At 40.9% G+C, this 21,433-nt stretch carries 20 protein-coding genes; 2 read left to right on the forward strand and 18 right to left on the reverse strand.

Annotated elements, in window-relative coordinates:
- Window positions 1–8 precede the first annotated feature (8 nt).
- The 7 genes from IGJ49_RS14050 to xylA form a co-directional block, all read right to left on the reverse strand.
- Window positions 9–623 carry a ThuA domain-containing protein gene (locus tag IGJ49_RS14050; RefSeq protein ID WP_211197069.1) on the reverse strand — a complete coding sequence of 205 codons (615 nt, stop codon included), beginning with the start codon at window positions 621–623 and terminating at the stop codon, window positions 9–11.
- A gap of 42 nt (window positions 624–665) precedes the next feature.
- Window positions 666–2,201 (reverse strand): xylulokinase, encoded by a 1,536-nt coding sequence (gene xylB / locus IGJ49_RS14055; RefSeq protein ID WP_430857979.1) that lies wholly within the window; start codon window positions 2,199–2,201, stop codon window positions 666–668.
- 41 nt (window positions 2,202–2,242) lie between these two features.
- Complete coding sequence (locus tag IGJ49_RS14060) at window positions 2,243–3,292, reverse strand: sugar ABC transporter substrate-binding protein (protein WP_010734026.1); 1,050 nt, start codon at window positions 3,290–3,292, stop codon at window positions 2,243–2,245.
- A 25-nt stretch (window positions 3,293–3,317) separates the two neighbouring features.
- On the reverse strand, window positions 3,318–4,283 hold the full coding sequence (locus IGJ49_RS14065) for an ABC transporter permease (protein ID WP_438723897.1): 966 nt from the start codon (window positions 4,281–4,283) through the stop codon (window positions 3,318–3,320).
- 41 nt (window positions 4,284–4,324) lie between these two features.
- Window positions 4,325–5,836: a sugar ABC transporter ATP-binding protein gene (locus tag IGJ49_RS14070; protein ID WP_062806005.1), complete on the reverse strand. Its 1,512-nt coding sequence runs from the start codon at window positions 5,834–5,836 to the stop codon at window positions 4,325–4,327.
- Window positions 5,837–5,876: 40 nt separating this feature from the next.
- Window positions 5,877–7,493 carry a glycoside hydrolase family 43 protein gene (locus tag IGJ49_RS14075; RefSeq protein WP_169058895.1) on the reverse strand — a complete coding sequence of 539 codons (1,617 nt, stop codon included), beginning with the start codon at window positions 7,491–7,493 and terminating at the stop codon, window positions 5,877–5,879.
- Window positions 7,494–7,596: 103 nt separating this feature from the next.
- The gene (gene xylA, locus IGJ49_RS14080; RefSeq protein ID WP_062806003.1) at window positions 7,597–8,904 is read right to left on the reverse strand and encodes a xylose isomerase; all 1,308 of its coding nucleotides are present in this window, start codon (window positions 8,902–8,904) and stop codon (window positions 7,597–7,599) included.
- Window positions 8,905–9,162: 258 nt separating this feature from the next.
- On the opposite strand from xylA, the gene IGJ49_RS14085 reads away from it, so the two are divergent.
- Window positions 9,163–10,314 (forward strand): ROK family transcriptional regulator, encoded by a 1,152-nt coding sequence (locus IGJ49_RS14085; RefSeq protein ID WP_062806002.1) that lies wholly within the window; start codon window positions 9,163–9,165, stop codon window positions 10,312–10,314.
- 126 nt (window positions 10,315–10,440) lie between these two features.
- Here the strand turns inward: IGJ49_RS14085 and tkt are convergent, their stop codons facing one another.
- The 11 genes from tkt to rplM form a co-directional block, all read right to left on the reverse strand.
- Window positions 10,441–12,435 carry a transketolase gene (gene tkt / locus IGJ49_RS14090; RefSeq protein ID WP_438723901.1) on the reverse strand — a complete coding sequence of 665 codons (1,995 nt, stop codon included), beginning with the start codon at window positions 12,433–12,435 and terminating at the stop codon, window positions 10,441–10,443.
- A gap of 149 nt (window positions 12,436–12,584) precedes the next feature.
- On the reverse strand, window positions 12,585–13,274 hold the full coding sequence (gene alsE / locus IGJ49_RS14095) for a D-allulose 6-phosphate 3-epimerase (protein WP_010734017.1): 690 nt from the start codon (window positions 13,272–13,274) through the stop codon (window positions 12,585–12,587).
- Window positions 13,275–13,928 carry a fructose-6-phosphate aldolase gene (gene fsa, locus IGJ49_RS14100; protein WP_010734016.1) on the reverse strand — a complete coding sequence of 218 codons (654 nt, stop codon included), beginning with the start codon at window positions 13,926–13,928 and terminating at the stop codon, window positions 13,275–13,277. It lies immediately after the preceding gene.
- Window positions 13,929–13,954: 26 nt separating this feature from the next.
- On the reverse strand, window positions 13,955–15,061 hold the full coding sequence (locus IGJ49_RS14105; RefSeq protein WP_438723903.1) for a PTS fructose transporter subunit IIC: 1,107 nt from the start codon (window positions 15,059–15,061) through the stop codon (window positions 13,955–13,957).
- A gap of 24 nt (window positions 15,062–15,085) precedes the next feature.
- On the reverse strand, window positions 15,086–15,400 hold the full coding sequence (locus tag IGJ49_RS14110) for a PTS fructose transporter subunit IIB (protein WP_010734014.1): 315 nt from the start codon (window positions 15,398–15,400) through the stop codon (window positions 15,086–15,088).
- Between the two features lie 20 nt (window positions 15,401–15,420).
- Entirely contained in the window at window positions 15,421–15,870 is a 450-nt protein-coding gene (locus tag IGJ49_RS14115) for a fructose PTS transporter subunit IIA (protein ID WP_010734013.1), read from the reverse strand.
- Between the two features lie 15 nt (window positions 15,871–15,885).
- Window positions 15,886–16,197: a PTS fructose transporter subunit IIB gene (locus IGJ49_RS14120; protein ID WP_062806001.1), complete on the reverse strand. Its 312-nt coding sequence runs from the start codon at window positions 16,195–16,197 to the stop codon at window positions 15,886–15,888.
- Between the two features lie 30 nt (window positions 16,198–16,227).
- Window positions 16,228–16,638: a PTS sugar transporter subunit IIA gene (locus tag IGJ49_RS14125; RefSeq protein WP_062806000.1), complete on the reverse strand. Its 411-nt coding sequence runs from the start codon at window positions 16,636–16,638 to the stop codon at window positions 16,228–16,230.
- Entirely contained in the window at window positions 16,628–18,112 is a 1,485-nt protein-coding gene (locus tag IGJ49_RS14130; protein WP_153830611.1) for a BglG family transcription antiterminator, read from the reverse strand. The genes IGJ49_RS14125 and IGJ49_RS14130 overlap by 11 nt, the downstream gene beginning before the upstream one ends.
- 887 nt (window positions 18,113–18,999) lie before the next feature.
- Entirely contained in the window at window positions 19,000–19,392 is a 393-nt protein-coding gene (gene rpsI, locus IGJ49_RS14135; protein WP_010733940.1) for a 30S ribosomal protein S9, read from the reverse strand.
- A 15-nt stretch (window positions 19,393–19,407) separates the two neighbouring features.
- Complete coding sequence (gene rplM, locus IGJ49_RS14140) at window positions 19,408–19,836, reverse strand: 50S ribosomal protein L13 (protein WP_153830627.1); 429 nt, start codon at window positions 19,834–19,836, stop codon at window positions 19,408–19,410.
- 377 nt (window positions 19,837–20,213) lie between these two features.
- Here rplM and IGJ49_RS14145 point away from each other — a divergent pair, with 377 nt between their 5' ends.
- Window positions 20,214–21,425: an argininosuccinate synthase gene (locus IGJ49_RS14145; RefSeq protein WP_062805961.1), complete on the forward strand. Its 1,212-nt coding sequence runs from the start codon at window positions 20,214–20,216 to the stop codon at window positions 21,423–21,425.
- The last annotated feature ends 8 nt before the right edge of the window (window positions 21,426–21,433 follow it).

Below are 21,433 nucleotides of genomic sequence, written 5' to 3' on the forward strand. Positions count from 1 at the left end.
CACCGTATTCATGTTGATTCTAGACACCAACTAATTCCATCGAAAAGTACCATTTGATTTCCTTCATGTTGCAATCCTTCTGAAAAATGTGCAGGAGTCATACAAAAAACTTTACCTTTACCATACAGATGTCGCCAAGCGGCAATCGATTCACCATAGTGAGAAAAGCTGTGCATCAGAACTTCCGTTTCGCCTATAGCTACCTCAGTGAAATAGTGTTCGTCCCATATTTTATAAGACTTACCATTTTGTTCTCGATAGGTTACTTCTGTAGGTTTGGGATGATGAAGGAAGCGCCCCCGCAACATCTCACTAAACGCAGAGTGGATCGGGTAGCTAGAAAGTCCTGAATGATACGCAATCAGGCTTCCGCCACCCGCTACATACTTGGTGATCAACTGATCGTATGTTTCATTTAACCAAAAAACGTCATTTGTTTTGGGTGCTAACCGATTTTCCTTTGAAAGGAGGAATAAATCAGGTTGCTCATGTAATGCTTTGGTTAGTTGCTCGATCGTAAGATCAGTCATCTTTAGTTCTTGTGGGAAGTGCTTAGCGATCCCCTGAAAATAGTTGACTAACGGATCATGCGGATGGTAAAAATCGCCTAACAACGTGATCATTTTTTTCACTAGGAACACTCCTTTCACTTAGGTACTCGTTTATTATTTTTCGTACATGTGACAAATTTCCTTTGTACATTCGTATACTTTACGATAACGCGCATACACCTTTTGGTAAACTTCCACTTGTTGCGGGTTCGGTTGCACAGGGGATTGGTAGGAAACAAAAACACTTGCACATTCGTTCAAATCAGTAAACCAGTCACAGCCTACTGCTGCTAACATAGCGGCGCCAAGCCCGGGGCCTTGTTCGGTGGTTAAAGTAACGATCGGTCGATTGAAAATGTCCGCTTGCATTTGGAGCCACGTCTGATTTTTTGCGCCGCCACCGACTGATACGATTGTTTCGATTTTTTGTTGGGTCATCTCTTCCATGATCGCTTGGGAGTCCTTTAGAGAGAAGGTAATCCCTTCTAGCACGCTACGGGTAAAATATTTCAATTCGTGTTGCGTATCTATCCCAATAAAGCTTCCTCTGATTTGACTATCACTGTAAGGCGTTCGTTCCCCTACGATATAAGGAGTGAACAATAAGCCATTACTGCCTGCATCAACACTTCCGATTTCTGATAGCAACTCGCTGAAGGAACGATCAGGAGCAAAGCGCTGTTTGAACCAACTCAAGCTGTCGCCAGCTGCTAAGGTCACACCCATGGAATACGCGGCACCTGAGGCATGTTGGAAGAGATGGAGCTTCCCTTGATAGTCTCTATCCACATTTTTTTCGTAACGAAGGAATACTCCACTTGTGCCGATGGAACATAATCCCAGACCTTCTTCTAAAATACCAGCGCCAACAGCGCCACAGGCATTGTCGGCACCGCCTGCAATCACTTTAACTGGCTTGGTAAAGCCGTATCTTTCTTTTAATTCCTCTTTCAATGTCCCCACCACTTCAGTAGAAGCCACTAAAGGAGGTAAGATGGCTGGATCGATCCCAAATTCTTCTAAGATTTCTTCATCCCACTGCTTCGTTTCTTGATCCAGCAGTAGTGTGCCAGCCGCATCTGACTCGTCCATATGATACGAACCAGTCAACCAGAATCGTAAATAATCTTTCGGTAATTGAATGTGTTTGACCTTTTCCCAACTCGCTGGTTCGTGTTCTTGGACCCATAAGATTTTCGGTAGTGTAAATCCTTCTAACGCTTTGTTTTTCGTGTGCTGTAACAACTTATCGCCCATTATTTCAGTGATTCGTTGACATTCTGGTGTCGTACGAACATCATTCCATAAAATAGCTGGTCTTACAACTTGATCGGCTTCATTCAAAAGAACTAAGCTGTGCATCTGTCCAGAAAAACTGATGCCTGCCAATTCATCTTTAAGATCAGTCACTTTCCCTAATAATTCTTTCAATATTTGATCTGCTGCTTTGAGCCAATCCGCCGGTTGTTGCTCGCTATACCCCATCTGTGGATTGCTCATAGGGTAAGAAGCAACTGCTTCTGCCACTAACTTTCCTTTTCGATCAAACACTAGGCCCTTCAAGGCACTTGTTCCTAGATCTAAACCTAATACATACATGAATCGTTCCCCTTTCCGACAAAAACAAGCGAAAGAAACAGTCCGTTCCATCAAGACACCACCTGTTCCTTTCCACTGATTACATACGCTTTTTATTCTGTTTCTTCTGTACTTTCTACTGAAGAATCTTCTACTGAGTCTGTTTTCACTTTACTTTTTTCTTTTCCATACTCTTCTAACTCTTCCGCTAACACATAGTTGACATCGATCGGAATTGTTGCGTCAATTGTTTCACCGTCGATTGCTTTCACTAAATTCTCGATCACTTGATAGCCGATTTGGTACGCATCTTGGTCAACGATCGCTGTGATTCGTTCGTCCGCTACTCCGCTTAACCAAGTGTCCGTATAATCAAATCCATAATGAAGCACCTGTCCTGCTTTTCCTTGAGATTCTAATGCACTCATCACACCGACATTCGGCCCTTCTGAACCTAATGAAAAGACAGTGACTAAGTCTCTATTCGCCGCAATGTAGCCTTCTAATTGTTTTTTAGATTCTGATGGTTGATCATTGTCTTGAATCGTCGCTAAAAACTTAAAGTTCTCAGCATCTTTTCCATAGATCTCTGCAAAACCTTCTTTCAGTCCTTTTTCACGATCGATCATAGTTGGTTGTGCGACGTCCACACAAACGATGGCGATCGAACCACCGGTAATGCCTTTTGCCTTCATTTCTTCAGCCGCACGTAACCCTAATTCTTTTCCAGCTGAGACATTGTCTGTACCGACGTAAGCTGTCCGATCTTCAGGATTTTCTAAATCGGCATCAAAGGTGATGACTGGAATATTTTTATCCATGGCTGCTTTGATTGGATCAACGAACGCTTTTTTCTCAATCGGTGCAATGGCGATTCCTGCTACGTTTTTGGCAACTGCTTCTCTGATAAAGCCGATATGTTTCTCTTTCTTACTTGGTTCAGCAGAAGGAGATGTTTTCGTGACCAATGTATAGCCCAATTCTTGTGCCGCATCCTCTGCTCCTTTTTTCATGGGGTTCCAATAAGCCCCGGTGTCTACGATTGGAATGAAATACAAGGTCTTTTCGCTATCTGCATCTGCAGAATCACTCGTACTACATCCTGTACCAACTAATAATAACGCAACGAACATACTGATGACCCAAAATGATTTTTTTAACATGGTCTTTTCACTCCTTAGATTATAATTATGACTGACGACTTGCTCGACGTTTCAAATAATCAATGATGATTGCTAAAATAATGACTAGACCGGTCACTGTATCTTGTAAAAATGAATTTACCCCCATCAATGTCAAGCCATTTTTAAATACTTGTAAGGTTAAGATACCTGCTACCGCTCCGCCAATCGTGCCGATTCCACCGCTAAATGATGTACCACCCATGATAGCTGCCGCCATTGCGAACAAGTCTAAGCCATTCGCATCTTTGGAAGCGCCGCCATTTAAATTCGAAACAATCAACAAACCAGCGATGGCTGCTAACATTCCTTCAATCATAAACATCTTGATGATATGTTTATCCGTATCGATACCGGATAGTCTGGCTGCTTCTTGATTTGACCCTACCACATAGGTATATCTTCCCAAACGCGTATTTTTCATTATAAAAGCAAATACAATGATGATAATTAAAAAAATCAAGGCATTGCTTTTGAACATATCCGTACCAATCGGCGTTTTCGCTAAGCGATTGAACCACTCGTTTTCGGAACCGATAAATTGTTCGTCCGTGAAAAAACCGAGCATCCCTTTGATGACATAACTTGTTCCTAACGTTAAAATAAACGAAGGCAAATCAAATTTCTTGATCAACAAAGCGTTCACCGCGCCTAACATTGCCCCTGTCAATAATGCCAGAAGCACAACGACTGGCACAGGCATTCCTTGATTTGCCGCATATAAACCGAGCATTCCTGATGCCATTCCGACATAACCAATTGATAGATCCACATAGCCGCAAATCAAAATCATCGTATAAGCAACAGTTAAAATGCCTACCGGTGGAATTTGTTGGAAGAAATTTTCAATATTGAATGTGCTCAAAAAATTCGCATTTGCAATTGAAAAATATAGGACTAAAGCAATTAACACTAAATAAACAGAGTAGTTCATAAAAAGTGACTTGATCGTTAACTTGTTTCGTTTTTCCATCGTTCTCTCCTTTGTTTACATATCCTCTAACTGAAGAATCGTTAATGCTCATTAAGCGTAGCATAGGTCATAATCAATTCTTGCGCCTCATCTTTTCTGTCCTGATACTCAGCGACGACGACTTCTCCTGTAATCTCACCTTCCCGAAAAACATGGATTCGATCGCAGATCCCTAATAATTCAGGGATTTCCGAAGAGACGATCAAAATCGTTTTCCCTTGGCGTGCCAACTCATTGATGATCGTATAGATTTCTGATTTTGCCCCCACATCAATACCTTTTGTCGGTTCATCAAAAATATATACTTGATTTGTTGTATTCAACCATTTTGCTAAAACGACTTTTTGCTGATTCCCACCAGAGAGACTGGCAACTGGACGCGCAATATCGCTGATCTTGATCTTCACGTCTTGTACAAACTGATGAGCCGTTTGATTAAGTGATTCATGTTTTAATACAAATCCACCTAGATTCGTTATCGTGATATTGTCTTGGATCGAAAGACCAAGAAACAAGCCTTGGTGTTTACGGTCTTCCGTTAGTAGTCCAATTCCTTGACGAATCGCATCCACCGGTGACTTGATCACTACCGGCTGGTTCGCCAATTTGATTTCACCAGATTTTGCTCGATCTGCACCGAAAATCAATCGCATCGTTTCGGTTCGACCACTTCCTACTAACCCCGCAAAGCCCAATACTTCCCCTCGTCTTGCCTGGAAGCTAACATTTTTCACCCGCCCAAAAGAATCAGAAAGATTCAAAACTTGTAAGTAAGTTTCTCCTAATTGGGTAGGTTGTTTCGGATACAGATCGTTGATTTCTCGCCCAACTAAGCGAGCGATGATTGCTTCTTCAGACAAGTTTTTCACTTCATCGGTCAAGATATATTCCCCGTCGCGCATGATCGTGATTCGTTCACCTAATTCAAAGATCTCTTTCATCCGATGGGAGATGTAAATACTGGATACACCTTTTTCCTTCAATCTGCGAATGATAATAAACAAAACTTCGACATCTTTTTCAGACAAAGAAGTCGTTGGCTCATCAAAAATGATCACTTTGGCGTTCAAACTAAGCGCTCTGGCAATTTCAACTAATTGTTTATTGGCAGTAGACAACGAAGCAACCAGTGTAGTAGGAGAAATCGCAGATCCTACTAGATTCAGCCATTGTTGCGTGTCTTCATATAATTTTTTGAAGTCAACAATTCCTAACGCCTTATTTTTATAGGGCAAACGACCAATAAAAATATTTTCTGCCACAGACAAATCTTCTGCTAGATTCAACTCTTGATGAACAAAGGCAATCCCTAATTCTTGTGCGAAGTCAGGAGTCATTTTAGGGATTTCTTTCCCTTCAAATATGATTTCTCCTTCGTCCTTATCGATCAATCCAGCAAGAATGTTCATTAAAGTAGACTTACCGGCTCCGTTTTCTCCCATAAAAGCATGGATCTCGCCTTTATTTATCTCAAGTCTTGCTTTTTTCAAGACGTGGACAGGGCCAAAACTTTTTTCAATATTAGACATTGAAAATAAACGTTCTTTTCCCATGAAAGATCTCCCCTCTTACTCCTGAAGCGACCACACTGTCCTATTCACTTTGCTTTTCCCGATAATCAAAATAATCAAAAACAGCTGGTAAATCATATCCTGAGTAATCGATGTTGACCATTCCCACAAATGCACCCGTGAAAAATCCACCATGGGTTTGGTTGACATATTCATCGGATAGTACTTTTGCGTCTAACTGGATCGCTAATTCGATCCATGTTTTTCCGTCAAACGAATAAGCATATGTGTAAGTTTCTCTTCTGACGATCGTTTTGAAATAAACAATTGTTACATCCTCTGGAATTGGAATGACCTGTTCCTGCAAATAACTTTTGAATACGCCTTGATTATTCTCAGTGAGTTCAATGACACGACCTTTTTCTTCGTGCCAAGTCACTTGGATCATCGACCAATGTTGCGAATTGTAATAATTCGTCAGCCCTGCCATTTGCTGGAAGGTCGTTGGCGAATAGCTCAATGCAGTTTCCGCTTCAAACTCAAATGCTTGCCAACGTCTAGCAACTAGGGAGTTTCCATGTGTATTGGCTAAACTTCCGGCACCTCGTAATGTCAGCTTTCCCTCTTTCAAGATGCCGATGTCCTTCGTAAAAGGGACACGTACTGTTTGAAATTGTGGTGGCAGTTCGCTTTGTTCGAAGTTAGTCCTTTCTGGCAGTTTTTCATAAGGGTGAGGTGTCACTCCTTTAGGTGCTTCCACCTCCATGCTCCCTTGCTTTCCACCAACGATTTCTGGCCACAATTCTTTAGACCATGTCACCTTTTGAATCGCTGTTTCTCTGCCTAATGTACACCAGCCACGAGGATCATGGATGGATTCATTTTTGTGATGCCACGGTCGACCAGTCAAATGGGCAAAATACCATTCGCCTTCTGGTGTATCGACTAATGCACCATGCCCGCATTTTTGCAACGGATTTTCTGGAGAGTCATAGGCAGTTAAAAAGGTCTCTGCTTGGCTTTCAAAAGCTCCTTCTAAAGTTTTTGACCGTGCCACCACTTCTTGGTGCGTATAGACGGTACCACCTGCTGCACAAAACAAATAATAATAACCAAATAACTTATACAGATGTGGGCCTTCCACTAATTTCACGTCAGTTCCTTTCCAAATGATCTTACCTGTTTCCGGAAGTAGACGTTGCTCTTCTACTGAATATTCGGTGCATTTGATCCCGTTAAATGGATGATGGTATTCGCGATGATCCCATTCCATTTGAACTAGGTATTTGCGGCCATCGTCATCATGGAAAAGAGAAGCATCGAAGCCGACACCGTTCAACCGGATCGGTTGACTCCATGGACCAGTGATCTCTTCTGCAGTAGTCAAATAATTTGTACAATCTTTGAACGCTCCATTGACCACTTTAACATCGGTATAAACTAACCAAAATTTCCCATCCGCATAAGAGAGATCGGGCGCCCAAATCCCTCCTGAATCTTCATTGCCCTTCATATCCAACATCTCGACAGAAGCCAATGGACGTGCCACTAAACGCCAATTCATCAAGTCCTGCGACTCATAGATCTGAACGCCTGGGAACCATTCAAACGTTGAGTTGGCAATGTAATATGTTTCTCCCACACGCACAATAGACGGATCAGCATGAAAACCTGTTAATACTGGATTTTTAATTTTCATCGTACACCTCACTCTATTTTTTTAGGAGAATCCCTTTCAACCATCCAAAGGAGTCAGTGACATCTATCCTTAGCTAACTGAATGAGACTCTCCATAAGTTGGATTAAACTAAATAATCATTCAAACAAGATTTGACATATTCGATATGGCTTGATTCCAGCTCGATATCTTTCAACTTCAATGCATAGTCAGTCAAACTTTCCAAATCTTCCTTGTCGTTGACAATGGATTCCCCAATGCCTTCTTGGAACGTAGCATAGCGTTTCTCTTTTAAGGTATCGAAGAAGCGATTCTCTTTTAATTTCGCCGCTGCCTTCAGCCCTCTAGCAAAGGTATCCATCCCTGCGATATGCGCTAAGAATAGATCTTCCATGGCAAAACTGGAACGACGGACTTTCGAATCAAAATTGATTCCTCCTGGTGCGATACCGCCATTTTCTAAGACACCATACATGGCCAATGTGACATCATAGACGTTCGTTGGAAACTCATCAGTATCCCAGCCAAGCAACACATCCCCTTGATTCGCATCTAGGGAACCTAACGCGTTGTTGATCCGTGCTACTTCGATCTCATGTTCAAACGTATGCCCAGCTAACGTAGCATGATTAGCCTCTAGATTCAGTTTGAATTTCTCTTGTAAACCATATTTTTGAATAAATTGTAAAGCCGTTGCGGCATCAAAATCATATTGATGTTTACTTGGTTCCATTGGTTTTGGTTCAATCAAGAATTGTGGCGTATGACCGATTTTTTCACTATACGCGATCGCCATTTTGAACAAACGTGCAATATTATCTTGTTCAAACGCCATATCCGTATTCAACAACGTTTCATACCCTTCACGACCACCCCAGAATACATAATTTTGACCGTTGAGTTTTTTTGAGATGTCTAAGCCTTTTTTGACTTGAGCAGCAGCATAGGCAAAGACATCCGCATGATTCGTTGAAGCTGCACCATTCACGTAGCGTGGGTGGCTGAACATATTTGCAGTATTCCAAAGTAGTTTGATTCCCGTACGCTCCATCTGTTCCTTGATCAAATCGGTGATTTCATCTAAGTTTGCATAGAATTCTTCTAAACTATCCCCTTCAGGCGCGATATCGACATCATGGAAACAAAAATATTCGACACCTAATTTTTCTAAAATCTCAAAAAAGGCCGCTACTCGATTTTTTGCGGTTTCCATTTCAGTCGCACCTAGCCACGTTCTTTGATTGACTGGTGAGCCGAATGGATCACTGCCATCTTGTGTCATGGTATGCCAGTAAGCAACAGCAAATCGTAAATGCTCCTTCATCGTTTGACCGGCAACTACCTCTTCTGGATTAAAATGGCGAAAAGCAAAGGGATTGGTTGTCGTTGTACCTTCATATTGGATTTTTTCTATTTGTGGAAAACAGCTCATAACATATTCCTCCTAATTTATTCATTCTATATTAGTTAGTTTATCTAACAAACTAACTTAACAAGCATATAGTATACGCTTTCATAATTATAGTCAAGTTATTTTTTTATTATTATCAAAGCATTTATATTCGAATGAAGTTAATTTATTTACTTTACAAAACGAAATAGCTATAGATAAATAACTAGAAAAATAATGAGATTACCAGTATACTTTAGAACGTATCCTCATTACATAATGAATAGGAAGTGATTTACTTTGAAAAATCCAACGTATACTCGACGGAGCCCAAATGAGTCTCTCTGTTTAGAATTGATTATGAATCAACCCGCTCTTTCTCGTGCAGAGCTTTCAGCCATAACTGGACTAACCAAAGCAACTGTGTCCTCTATTGTGAAAAAATTGATCGATGATCAACTAGTCATCGAGACCGGCATTGGAGAATCTAGTAATGTCGGTGGACGTAAACCGATCATTCTTCAATATAATGGAAAAGCTGGCCTCTCTATTTCTATTGACATCGGCTATAATTACATCCATGCTCTCCTTACTTATCTAGATGGGGAAGAGATCCAACATATCCAAAAAAAGCCAATCACATTAGATGAGGAAGCCATCCATCTGTATCTTTCAGAAATCTTCACGTTATTTGAACAACATCTTCCGACGACAGAATATGGAATTATTGGGGTAGCAATTGCCGTTCATGGCCCTGTCTACCATGGTGAGCCGATTTTTGGCCCACATTACAATTTCGATCACATTCCTTTTCGCAAAATAGCTGAAAAACTGAGAGACTATCCTGTCTATTTGGAAAATGAAGCAAATCTGGCAGCTTTAGGTGAGTATAGCTTTACCTCAGATTCGGAAAATCTTGTCAGTATCAATATGCACAGCGGCATTGGTGCAGGAATCGTCAAAAATGGGAATTTAGAGGTTGGTGCCCATGGTTTTGCTGGTGAAATCGGTCATCAGATCATCGTGATGGACGGTAAGGAATGTCGCTGTGGCAACCGAGGTTGTTTGGAGATGTACGCTGCCAACAAAGTTTGCTACGATCGGTTTGCTCAGAAAAAAAAACTAGACTATGTCAATGGCATCATCCTTAGAGAATACTACCAAAACCAAGATCGTGATGCGCGACAAGTCGTAGAAGAAAATATCAACTACTTGACGATCGGTATCAACAACTTGATCGCCCATTATGACCCATCGATCATTATTTTGAATAGCTCACTTTATCGCGAAATACCTGATATGATCGAACAATTAAAAGGGAATCTGCACAATCATTTTTCGAATCAATTAGTCGTCCGCAACAGCTCTTTGAACGAAAAAGCGACACTTCTAGGAGGATTGGTCTTAAATCTCCAACACTTTTTAGAAATCAAACACCTGAAATTAAAATAATCATGAATCAATAAAAAAATCTGCCAAACCGGAAAACATTGAATTCCAGTTTGGCAGATTTTATCTAAATAAAGTACGTGTATCTTTAACTTGAAATTTTAAATAGTAAAAGAACAAAAATACCTTCTACAATTGATCAAACACTTCAACAACATGTTCCACTGTAAACTGATAATTTTGGATGATCGTTTCCCCAGGTGCGCTCGCGCCGAAACGATCAATCGCAATGATTGCCCCTGCTGTTCCCGTATAGCGCTCCCAGCCAAATGAAGCAGCCATTTCGATAGAAACACGTTTCGTCACTGCTTTTGGCAAGACACTTTCTTGATATTCCGCGGATTGTTGTTCAAACAAATCAAAACTTGTCATAGAAACCACTGAGACATCTTTCCCTTGTTCCGCCAATACTTTTTGCGCTTTGACCGCTAGATCCACTTCTGAACCTGTCGCGATCAAGATTCCTTCTGGTTGTTCCCCTTTAGCTGGAGACAAGACATAGGCACCTTTTTTAACCATATCATCCGCCACTTCTTTTGTTGTTGGAAGAACTGGTAGATTTTGACGACTCAAGACTAAGATCGTTGGTGTATCTGTCGATTCCATCGCAACTTTCCACGCCGCACGAGTTTCGTTCCCGTCCGCCGGACGTAAGACATGGACACCTGGCATACTTCTAACCGAAGCCAATTGTTCCACTGGCTCATGCGTCGGGCCATCTTCACCAACTGCCACAGAGTCATGGGTCAAGACGAAAATAACTGGCGTGTTTTGGATCGCTGCTAAACGCACAGCTGGTCGCAAGTAATCGACAAAGACAAAGAATGTTCCCCCATAGATCCGGGTACCACCATGCAATTGGATCCCGTTCATCGCTGATGCCATCGCAAACTCACGAACACCAAACCAAATATTGCGGCCTTCATAGTGTTCAGGCGTGAAATCTTTGTCTGCTGTCACCATCGTATTGTTTGATCCAGATAGATCGGCAGAACCACCCCAGAAGCTTGGGATCGCTTTTGATAATTCTTGGATGACTTCCTTACTTGAGACACGACTCGCTTGGCTTTCACCTTCGTCGTACGTTGGAAGTTCGGAATCCCAATTCTCTGGTAACTTCCCAGCAAAGGCATCTTCGAATTGTTGCGCTAATTCTGGATACGCTGCTTTGTATGCTGCGAACATCTCACGCCAAGCATTTTCAGCTTTTTCGCCTTCTTCAACCATCGTTTGACGGAAGCGTTCCGCCACTTCTTCTGGTACGGTAAAGTCAGGGTATTCCCAACCATAGATCTCTTTGGCTTTTTGAATGCCTTCTAAGCCAAGTGGTGCGCCGTGGACCGCAGAAGTTCCTTGGTTTGGTGCACCAAATCCGATGACCGTTTTCACTTCGATCAATGTCGGTTTGTCTGTTTCGGCTTTCGCTTCTTCAATTGCTTTTGAGATAGCTGCCAAATCATTGCCGTCTTTGACCAAGATATGTTGCCAACCATAAGCTTCATAGCGTGCGCCAACATTTTCAGTGAAGGCTTTTGAGGTTGGTCCATCTAAAGAAATATCGTTTGAATCGTATAAAACGATTAATTTTCCTAATTTCATATGTCCAGCCATCGAACTTGCTTCTTGAGACACACCTTCCATCAGGTCGCCATCGCCACATAACGCATAGGTATAATGATCAACAACGTTGAATTGGTCTTTGTTGTAGGTCGCTGCTAGATGCGCTTCTGCCATTGCCATCCCCACAGCCATCGCGATCCCTTGTCCTAACGGACCAGTCGTTGCTTCGACGCCGTCCGTATGGTTGACCTCAGGGTGTCCTGGTGTTTTTGACTCCCATTGACGGAATTGTTTCAAGTCATCAATCGTCACTTGGTACCCTGCTAAGTGCAACAAGCTGTACAACATCGCTGAACCATGTCCCGCAGATAAGACAAAACGGTCACGGTCTGCCCAGTTTTTAGAAGTTTTCGGATTCACTTTCAAGTGTTTCGTCCAAAGGGCATAAGCCATTGGCGCGGCACCCATTGGTAACCCCGGATGTCCGGAATTTGCTTTTTGTACTGCATCGACACTCAATGTACGAATCGTATTCACACCAAGCTGATCTACTTTATCAAACAATATAATTCCTCCTTATTCGTTCCTATAAAATAATACCCATTCTTTAATTTTCACTTTGAAAATAAGACAGAAGAATCAAAAATGAATGAGGCATTCTCGATTTTCCTGTCTTATTACTCGATGGTGACCGGCTTTCTCACGACCTTCTCTTACCCGATCGTTTTCCCAGTCATTTCTTCATAATCGGTTTTCATGATTTCCCATGACTTTTCGATTTTTTCATCTAAACCGAACAAGCCACTGCGACCGACGATATAAATATCTGGTCCTGCTGCATCGATTCGTTTGAAGGATTTACGGTTGGAAGAACCGTCCATTTCAATCACATAGTGATACCCTTTTTCTTCGCGTAGTTCGCGTAAAGCAACGATCTTATCCAGTGTACTTTCAATAAACCGTTGTCCAGCAAATCCTGGATCGATCGTCATGATCGTGATTTTATCGACCAATTCGATGTATGGGAAGATGGCTTCGATCGGTGTTTCTGGGTTCAAAACGACGCCAGCTTTTAACCCTGCGTCATGGATTTGATCGATCAAACGAAAAGCTAAACCATCTAATAATTCGGCGTGCATACAGATCCATTCACACTTTTGCTCGATTAATTGATTCACCCAAAAACTTTGATCTTTAACCATTAAGTGCGCAGACATCGGTAGATTACTGATTTTACGTACCTCATCAATGAACCATGGAGATAATGTGATATTTGGTACATAATGACCATCCATGATATCGATATGGTAAGAATCGACATGATCATTTAAAAATTCGATTTGTTCTTTGAACTTATCCAAGTCCATCGTCATCAATGAAGGTGAAAATTCCACTTTTCCCATTTATTTGTTCCCTCCTTGAAAGCTTTCCCAGTCCGCCATGAATTGCGCAATCCCTTTATCTGTCAATGGATGGCTCCACAACGTTTGGTACAATGATGGCGGTACAGTGGCAATGTGTGCGCCAACTAAACTCGCTTTTTCCACATGTTCCGAATTACGGACACTTGCTGCAATGATTTCTGTAGAAAACCCGTAAGTATCTAGTACTTCACGTAGTTTTGCGACAAGCTCGATCCCGCTCGTTCCGGTATCATCTAATCGACCTAAAAATGGTGAAATAAATGTCGCACCTGCTTTTGCTGCTAGTAACCCTTGCGCCACAGAGAAAATCAATGTGACATTGGTCTTGATCCCTAATTTAGATAATTCGTTCGTCGCTTTCAATCCTTCTTCTGTCATAGGGATCTTGATCACGATGTTTTCCGCCCATTGGACGATCTCTTTCGCTTCTGCGACCATGCCGTCTGCTTCCAAACTAGTCACTTCTGCTGAGACAGGTCCGTCAACGATCGAACAGATTTCTTTGATGACTTCTTCAAACACGCGCCCTTCTTTGGCAATGATCGTCGGATTGGTTGTCACCCCATCGACTAAACCTAGCGCATTGATTGTTTTGATTGCTGTTACATCTGCTGTATCTAGAAAAAATTTCATCGATTTTGCCCCTCTTTTTTACGCACTTATTTTAAAAAAATCTGAATATCATCTAAACTGATATCTTCTTCCTCTTTCTCTACTACTAAGTCCATTTCTTCTTCCGGCACGTTCTTTTTGATCACAGCTAAAACGACGGCTGTTACTAAGACGTTCACTAAGATTGCGATCACACCTGCCCATGGTCGAGACATCGTTGGGATCATCAAGACACCACCGAAAGGAACCGTTGCATCCGCACCTAAGATCATCGTTGTTGCACCACCAGCAAATCCTCCGATTGCTGTTGCGACTACGCCACGTACGATATCATTCATAACTAAAGGAATCACACCTTCAACAATATTGATGACACCCATTGGTACGGCTGATTTCAATGTCTCTACTTCCACTTTTGTATAGATATTCTTGCGGAACATTTTGGCGATAAAATAAGCTAAACCAAAGCCGATCGGTGTGGCTGTATTGACTAATTGCAGTGCGGTAATCGGGCCATTCAACCCTTCCGCTTGCATCGTCAACACAAAGGCAAATACGGTTTTGTTGATTGGACCACCGTAGTCGATCCCACTTAATAAGCCGATCACACCACCAAAAATCAATAAGGAAGAATTGCCTAATCCATCTAAGAAATTCGTTAATAATAGCGTTAATGCTGCGATTGGCGCGCCAATGATATACACCATGACTAAGCCACCAACAATTGAAGCAATAAATGGAATAATCAATGTTGGCATCAATCCTTTTGCCCATTTTGGTACTTTGACATGTTTTAAAATACCTAAAACAAGATAACCTGCTAAGTAACCACCTAAAATCCCCCCGATAAAACCAGCACCAATTGCATTTGCTGTTAAACCAATAATGAAACCTGGTGCGATCCCTGGTTTAGCTGCAATGGAATAAGAAATCCCAGTAGCGATCACAACTGGTAATAATCCTAAACCAGCGCCACCCATCGTTGCTAACGCATCCCAAATCGAAAACTCACCTTGTACAAGTGTTCCTTGACTTGTTCCGCCAAAGGCCATGCCGATTGCAATCAGGAATCCGGCACCACATACGATTGGAATCAAACATGAAATCGCTGTCAATAAATGTCCTTTTAAATTTAACTTTTTAATTGCCTCCATTTTTTGTCTCCCCCATTCTGGTAATTATTGTTGCACGACTACTTCTTCTACTTTTTCAATCAACTTACTCGGTGATTTTACAGCAACTTCTGTCGGTACTTGGACGATTCGTTTTCCTTCAAAACGTTCACGACCACTGATTTTGACATCTACAGCTAAAATCACGACATCTGCTTGACTGATTTGCTCTGCTGTCAATTCATTTTCGATCCCGATCGTTCCTTGTGTTTCCACATGGATCTCATGCCCGGCCTTTTTTGCGGCATTCTCCAACTTTTCTTGCGCAATGTACGTATGAGCGATCCCCACCGTACATGCTGCTACTCCAACGATTTTCATTTTTTCTTCCTCCTCACTCTCTATCCAAATGCAGCGACTACTTCATCGATTTCTCTTGCAGCAATCAAACGTTCCACCACTTCATCATTTCCTAACTTACGGGCAAATAAGGACAACAATTTCAAATGTTTTTGCGCACCTTCCGTATCGTCTCCGACTGCAAACAAGATGATGCCTTTCACACCCTTACCGTCTAATGTCTCCCAAGGAATTTCATTTTCAGTCACCCCAATCGCCACACCGACCTTCTTCACATACGCACTTTTTCCATGTGGAATAGCGATATAATTACCGATCCCTGTTTGACCTTGCGCTTCTCGCAAATAAATATCTTTCACAAACGCTTCAACATCCGTAATGTATTCTTGTTCATACAAGCGATTGGCTAATTCATATAAGACCGCATCTTTCGTTTTTCCGTTTAAGTTCGTTTTGATGATTGTTGGATCAATGATTTCTTTGATCTCCATTTTCCTCACTCCTCATTAGTTACTGACAACTTCCATTGCTTTTTCGATTAATTTGTTTGGTGATTTTACCGCGATCTCTGTTGGTACTTGGATGATTTTCTTTCCTTCGAAACGTTCCCGTCCACTGATCTTGACATCCACTGCTAGAATCACGATATCCGCTTGGTCGATGGCTTCTTGTGGCAAGTCATTTTCAATCCCGATCGTTCCTTGGGTTTCGACATGGATCTCATGACCCGCTTTTTTTGCTGCATTCTCTAATTTTTCTTGTGCGATATACGTATGGGCGATTCCCACTGTACATGCTGCTACTCCAACGATTTTCATTATTGGTTCCTCCAATTTTTGATAGTATTTTTATCGTTCTGTAAAATTACCAGCTTTCAATTCATCTAGATAGTCAGGATCAGCCAGTTGTCGCATAAAATCAGCAAGCTGTCGTTTGACTGCCAGTGTTTCATTTTCTGCTAGTAAGACAACGATGAGCAATTCCACTTTTGAGATTCGTTCCGACCATTCAGTAATTGGCTGTTGGGGACGAATCACCCAGACCTGTGTTTTGGCTAGTATTGGATGTTCAAGATGAGGCAAAATCACGCCTTCCTCAATTTGGATATCTCCTGCCTCTTCTCGCTCAAACAATACCTGTTGGATCGCTTGTGCCTTTTCTTTTGAGGTAGGAAAGACTTGTTGACTGATCCATTCATAAGTCGCTACTTTGGAAGCCAGTGACATCTGATCGAATAGTTCCACGAAATTATCTATCATGATAAATATCCTCGATTTTCTGTTGGATTCTTGACTGGTCATCAGCGGTCAACATCGCACTAACGATCAAAGATTGAACAGGAAACGCTTCTTTCAGGCCAACTGTTGTTAAAATCAACTCAATTCCTGGTGTCTTCTCTAACACTGATTGGTAATTTTTAGTACTGATCACATCTACGATTTCTAATTCCGGGAATTTTTTGGCTAACTTCACCTTCAATAATTCAGAAGTCCCTACACCCGTTGTACACATGATCAGTGTTTGGATCGGAAATTGGTGCGTCTCAATGATTCGTGCAAAATACAAGGTGATAAACCCAATCTCATCAGGCGTGATCGTTGGAAGCTGAAATGTTTGACTCACCTGTTTTGATACTTCAGCAACCGTATTAAAAATCGTTTCATACGTTAATTGGATTTGATCCAACAAACTATTTTTCACTCTGATTTGATGGCGCAACCGATTGACCAAAGGTTTGATATGATTAGCAAGATCTGTAAAAATCATCTCGCTTGCTACATTGAGATTTAGCTTCTCACCAACTTGATGCAAGTAATAAGAAGTAATCTCAATCACTTCTTCTGTGAACGTTTGGGTCTTCGTTTGACTATTATCCGTTCTGGAAGAAAGCAAATATTGATAAAGATAGTAGATCTCACTTACTGGTAATTTCGTTTTCAAATATACTTCCACTTGGCGGATCACTTCGATGGCAATATCACGAATCAAGGATTCATTATCTAAAACCTGTAATTGTTCCATCGTTAATTTTTCTCCAGTGGCTTGATAATTCGTTTTTCTTGCGCGACGTACCGCAATGTATAGATGGGAGAAAATATTGATATTGTATGGGTAAGGAATCGTGCCATTGAGTTTTTTTTCAATCAGCTTGATCTGTTCGATGACAAAATTCGCATCGTAACGATTAAACGAAAATTCGTCCGATAAAGCGATTTCATCAATATCGAAAATATTCAATCGTTGAATCAACTCAGTGATCGCTCGACGGATATTCTCTTCCTTGCCTTCGATGGCTAATGTCCGATTTTTGCGGATCAATTGCAGGTCATACGCTGAAATCCGTTCCGCAATGATTTTTTCATCATTCGCGATCGCTGAATCACCAACATAATAGGTTTGATACAAATCAATGACTTTTAGTGCTTTAGGCGAGGATAATAATAATTCTTCCATCACATTATTTTGCCGCTCTGACGGTAGGACTTCCACAGAAGACACAATTGTTTGATTCGTCTGTGCAATATATTTTTCATAATCCAGTTTGTACCCCCGACCCTTTTCAGACAAAATCAGTGGCCCATTTGGAAACTCGTCATTCATTTTTTTAACCAAGCGGTAGACCGTCTTGGTAGAGGTACTCATTAACTCTGCCAACACTTCAGCAGTAACATAATCTCTTTGCTTTGATAAAAGAAGCGTTAATTTATTCCCTCGATCCATTTGACTAGTCATAGCTCTATCCCCCCTGTATCTTTATCATAAGCGATTTTTTTTATTCTGCTTCACTACATAATGTCCCTTGCAGCGGACAAAATGTATTCGGTTACACAAGGTTGTGAAAGAAGCGGTCAGCACTGAGTAATAAGACAGAAAAATCGAAAATGGCTTTTTCATTTTTGATTTTTTTGGCTTATTATTGAAGTGTTGCTTCTTGAACACCGTTTATCAGGTTGTGAGAAAGCTGGGCAACTCCGAATAGTAAGGCGGAACGTGGGAAAATAGCTTTCCATGTTTTTTCACGTTTCGACTTACTATTGAAGGAGCTGGCTTTCGAACACCGTTTATCTAGGTTGTGAGAAAAGCGTTTTGACCTGAGCAGTAAGCTGGAAAATTAGAAAATAGCTTTCCATATTTTTTGATTTTTCAGCTTACTGTTGAAGGTCAGCTTTTTTAACAACCAAATAGTTACATTTTTCGAAGCTAAAGATAACTATATGAAAACATAACATTTTAGCCATTATTTTTAAAGCGAACATCAAAAAAATCCTTTTAAAATGTTTTTGACCAAAGAGTTCATTCCATTGATTTACTCGTGATTTCAACATGAATCACTTGAACAACCTAGTAGATTTAAAATAACTAACAACATTAAATAAGATAACTTATCCTATTCATTATTTACAAATAAGTAAAACAAGCGAGCAAACAAATCACGTAATGTCTCTACTATCGGATATTTGAACTCACCAAATTTATTTAAATAAGCGTCAAAAAAAGACGCTTCGCAAACTGAATTGCGAAACGCCTTGATTGTTTCAATTGAATGGTACTCGATTTCTTTAAAAATCTCCGTCCCATACTGTATTCGTAAGCAAATAAATTCGCAACGACTCCAGCAATTAACGTTTTGAGAATTGTGAAGCTTTACGAGCTTTCTTAAGACCTGGTTTTTTACGTTCAACCATACGTGCGTCACGTGTAAGTAACCCAGCGCGTTTAAGAGCTAAACGGAAGTCAGGATCAACTTCTAGCAATGCACGAGCGATTCCGTGACGGATAGCTCCTGATTGTCCAGCGTAGCCTCCACCGTTTACGTTAACAAATACGTCATATGCGCCTTTTGTTTCAGTAACGCCGAAAGGTTGATTGATAACTTCACGCAAGTCAGCATGTGGAATATATTCTTCAACATCTTTTTTGTTGATAGTAATTTTACCAGTTCCTGGTACTAAGCGTACGCGAGCAACTGCATTTTTACGACGGCCTGTGCCGATATATTGAACTTGTGCCAATGAAATTCCCTCCTATTAGATTAAGTTTGTGATGTCTAAAACTTCTGGTTGTTGTGCTGCATGTGGATGTTCTGCTCCACCGTATACATTCAATTTTGTAAATTGTTTGCGACCTAAAGTATTTTTAGGTAGCATGCCTTTTACAGAAGTTTCGATCAAACGACGAGAATTTTTAGCACGCAATTCACCAGCTGAGATTGATTTCAATCCTCCTGGGTAGTTGCTGTGACGGTAATAAATTTTATCAGTCGCTTTTTTACCTGTTAATTTCACTTTATCTGCATTGATAACAATGACGAAATCGCCAGTATCCAAATGAGGGGTGAAAGTTGGTTTATTTTTTCCACGTAGTACAGATGCAACAACTGTTGAAAGACGTCCCAATGGAACATCAGTTGCGTCTACTACATACCATTTACGTTCTACTTCGCCTGGTTTGGCCATATATGTTGTACGCACGTTAGTTTCCTCCAATTTAAGTTCTGATGTTTGACATACACTTCGAGTTTCCGGGGCTCTTTGTGGGGCAAACAATACCATTTAACATATTACCTGCAAATACCGATAATGTCAACGTTTTTCTATACTTTTGAAAAATTAAATTTCTTTTTCATTTTTATCTTTTCATCGTTTTAGTTTCTTTTAGACTAAGAAATTCGTTATGTATAAAAAGTTGTGTATTTACATTATTTTTGAATATTATTTTCATTTTATTTATTTTTATGTATATTTATTTAATTTATTGATTGCTTTTTTATTTTTATGGTGTTATCATTTGAAACATCTATTTTGAAAACACTTAAAAATAAAGGGGCGATTTTATGAAAGAAAAAATTATATTGGCTTACTCAGGTGGATTAGATACCTCTGTGGCAATCAAATGGTTGGCAAAAGATTATGAGGTGATTGCTTGTTGCCTAGATATCGGTGAAGGCAAAGATACAGCTTTTATTAAAGAAAAAGCACTTCAAGTTGGTGCAATTGCGTCTTATGCCATCGATGCCAAAGAGGAATTTGCTCAAGAATTTGCATTGATCGCGCTACAAGGTCATACGTTTTACGAGCAATCTTACCCACTGGTTTCTGCGCTTTCTCGCCCCTTGATCGCAAAAAAATTAGTGGAATTAGCTCGAAAAACTGGTGCAACGACGATTGCTCATGGCTGTACAGGAAAAGGCAATGACCAAGTTCGTTTTGAAGTAGCAATCAATGCCTTGGCACCTGAAATGAAAATCATTGCACCGGTTCGTCAATGGCAATGGTCTCGGGAAGAAGAAATCGCCTATGCAAAAGAAAATGATGTGCCGATCCCAGCAGATTTGGAGAATCCATATTCTATCGACCAAAACTTGTGGGGACGTGCTTGTGAGTGTGGTGTGTTAGAGGACCCTTGGGCGACTCCGCCAGCAGGTGCTTATGATATTACGACAGCCTTGGAGTATACACCTGATCAGCCGGATATCATTGAACTCACTTTTGAACAAGGCGTTCCAGTTGCTTTGAATCAAGAAAGTTTACCTTTATCCGAATTGATCTTGTCTTTGAATCAATTAGCCGGCAAGCATGGAATCGGACGGATCGATCATGTGGAGAATCGTCTGGTAGGGATCAAATCGCGGGAAGTGTATGAATGCCCTGGAGCGATCACTTTGATGCAGGCACACAAAGAGCTGGAAGATTTGACCTTCGTTCGTGAATTAGCACATTTCAAACCAATGATCGAGCAACAGTTGAGTCAAATGATTTACGATGGTCTCTGGTTCAATCCATTGACCGATGCGTTGATCTCTTTCTTGAAAGTAACACAGACTGCGGTCAATGGGACTGTCCGTGTCAAACTATTCAAAGGAAATGTCATCGTTGAAGGACGTAAATCAGCCAATAGTCTATATAACGAAGAACTAGCAACGTATACTTCAGCGGATACCTTCGATCAACAAGCTGCTGTCGGTTTTATCAAGCTTTGGGGTCTACCATCGAAAGTCTATGCGGAAGTTCAAACAAAGCAACAAACAGCCGTAGGATCAGAGTAGCGAGTAAA

The sequence above is a fragment of the Enterococcus sp. AZ171 genome (genome assembly GCF_051714005.1).
GTDB classification, from domain to species: domain Bacteria; phylum Bacillota; class Bacilli; order Lactobacillales; family Enterococcaceae; genus Enterococcus_B; species Enterococcus_B pernyi.

Coding starts and splice junctions, on each gene's coding strand:
- IGJ49_RS14050 (WP_211197069.1), bottom strand. CDS start 623: ATGATCACGTTGTTAGGCGATTTTTACCATCCGCATGATCCGTTAGTC.
- xylB (WP_430857979.1), bottom strand. CDS start 2,201: ATGGAACGGACTGTTTCTTTCGCTTGTTTTTGTCGGAAAGGGGAACGA.
- IGJ49_RS14060 (WP_010734026.1), bottom strand. CDS start 3,292: ATGTTAAAAAAATCATTTTGGGTCATCAGTATGTTCGTTGCGTTATTA.
- IGJ49_RS14065 (WP_438723897.1), bottom strand. CDS start 4,283: ATGGAAAAACGAAACAAGTTAACGATCAAGTCACTTTTTATGAACTAC.
- IGJ49_RS14070 (WP_062806005.1), bottom strand. CDS start 5,836: ATGGGAAAAGAACGTTTATTTTCAATGTCTAATATTGAAAAAAGTTTT.
- IGJ49_RS14075 (WP_169058895.1), bottom strand. CDS start 7,493: ATGAAAATTAAAAATCCAGTATTAACAGGTTTTCATGCTGATCCGTCT.
- xylA (WP_062806003.1), bottom strand. CDS start 8,904: ATGAGCTGTTTTCCACAAATAGAAAAAATCCAATATGAAGGTACAACG.
- alsE (WP_010734017.1), bottom strand. CDS start 13,274: ATGGGAAAAGTGGAATTTTCACCTTCATTGATGACGATGGACTTGGAT.
- fsa (WP_010734016.1), bottom strand. CDS start 13,928: ATGAAATTTTTTCTAGATACAGCAGATGTAACAGCAATCAAAACAATC.
- IGJ49_RS14105 (WP_438723903.1), bottom strand. CDS start 15,061: ATGGAGGCAATTAAAAAGTTAAATTTAAAAGGACATTTATTGACAGCG.
- IGJ49_RS14110 (WP_010734014.1), bottom strand. CDS start 15,400: ATGAAAATCGTTGGAGTAGCAGCATGTACGGTGGGGATCGCTCATACG.
- IGJ49_RS14115 (WP_010734013.1), bottom strand. CDS start 15,870: ATGGAGATCAAAGAAATCATTGATCCAACAATCATCAAAACGAACTTA.
- IGJ49_RS14120 (WP_062806001.1), bottom strand. CDS start 16,197: ATGAAAATCGTTGGAGTAGCAGCATGTACAGTGGGAATCGCCCATACG.
- IGJ49_RS14125 (WP_062806000.1), bottom strand. CDS start 16,638: ATGATAGATAATTTCGTGGAACTATTCGATCAGATGTCACTGGCTTCC.
- IGJ49_RS14130 (WP_153830611.1), bottom strand. CDS start 18,112: ATGACTAGTCAAATGGATCGAGGGAATAAATTAACGCTTCTTTTATCA.
- rplM (WP_153830627.1), bottom strand. CDS start 19,836: ATGGCCAAACCAGGCGAAGTAGAACGTAAATGGTATGTAGTAGACGCA.
- IGJ49_RS14145 (WP_062805961.1), top strand. CDS start 20,214: ATGAAAGAAAAAATTATATTGGCTTACTCAGGTGGATTAGATACCTCT.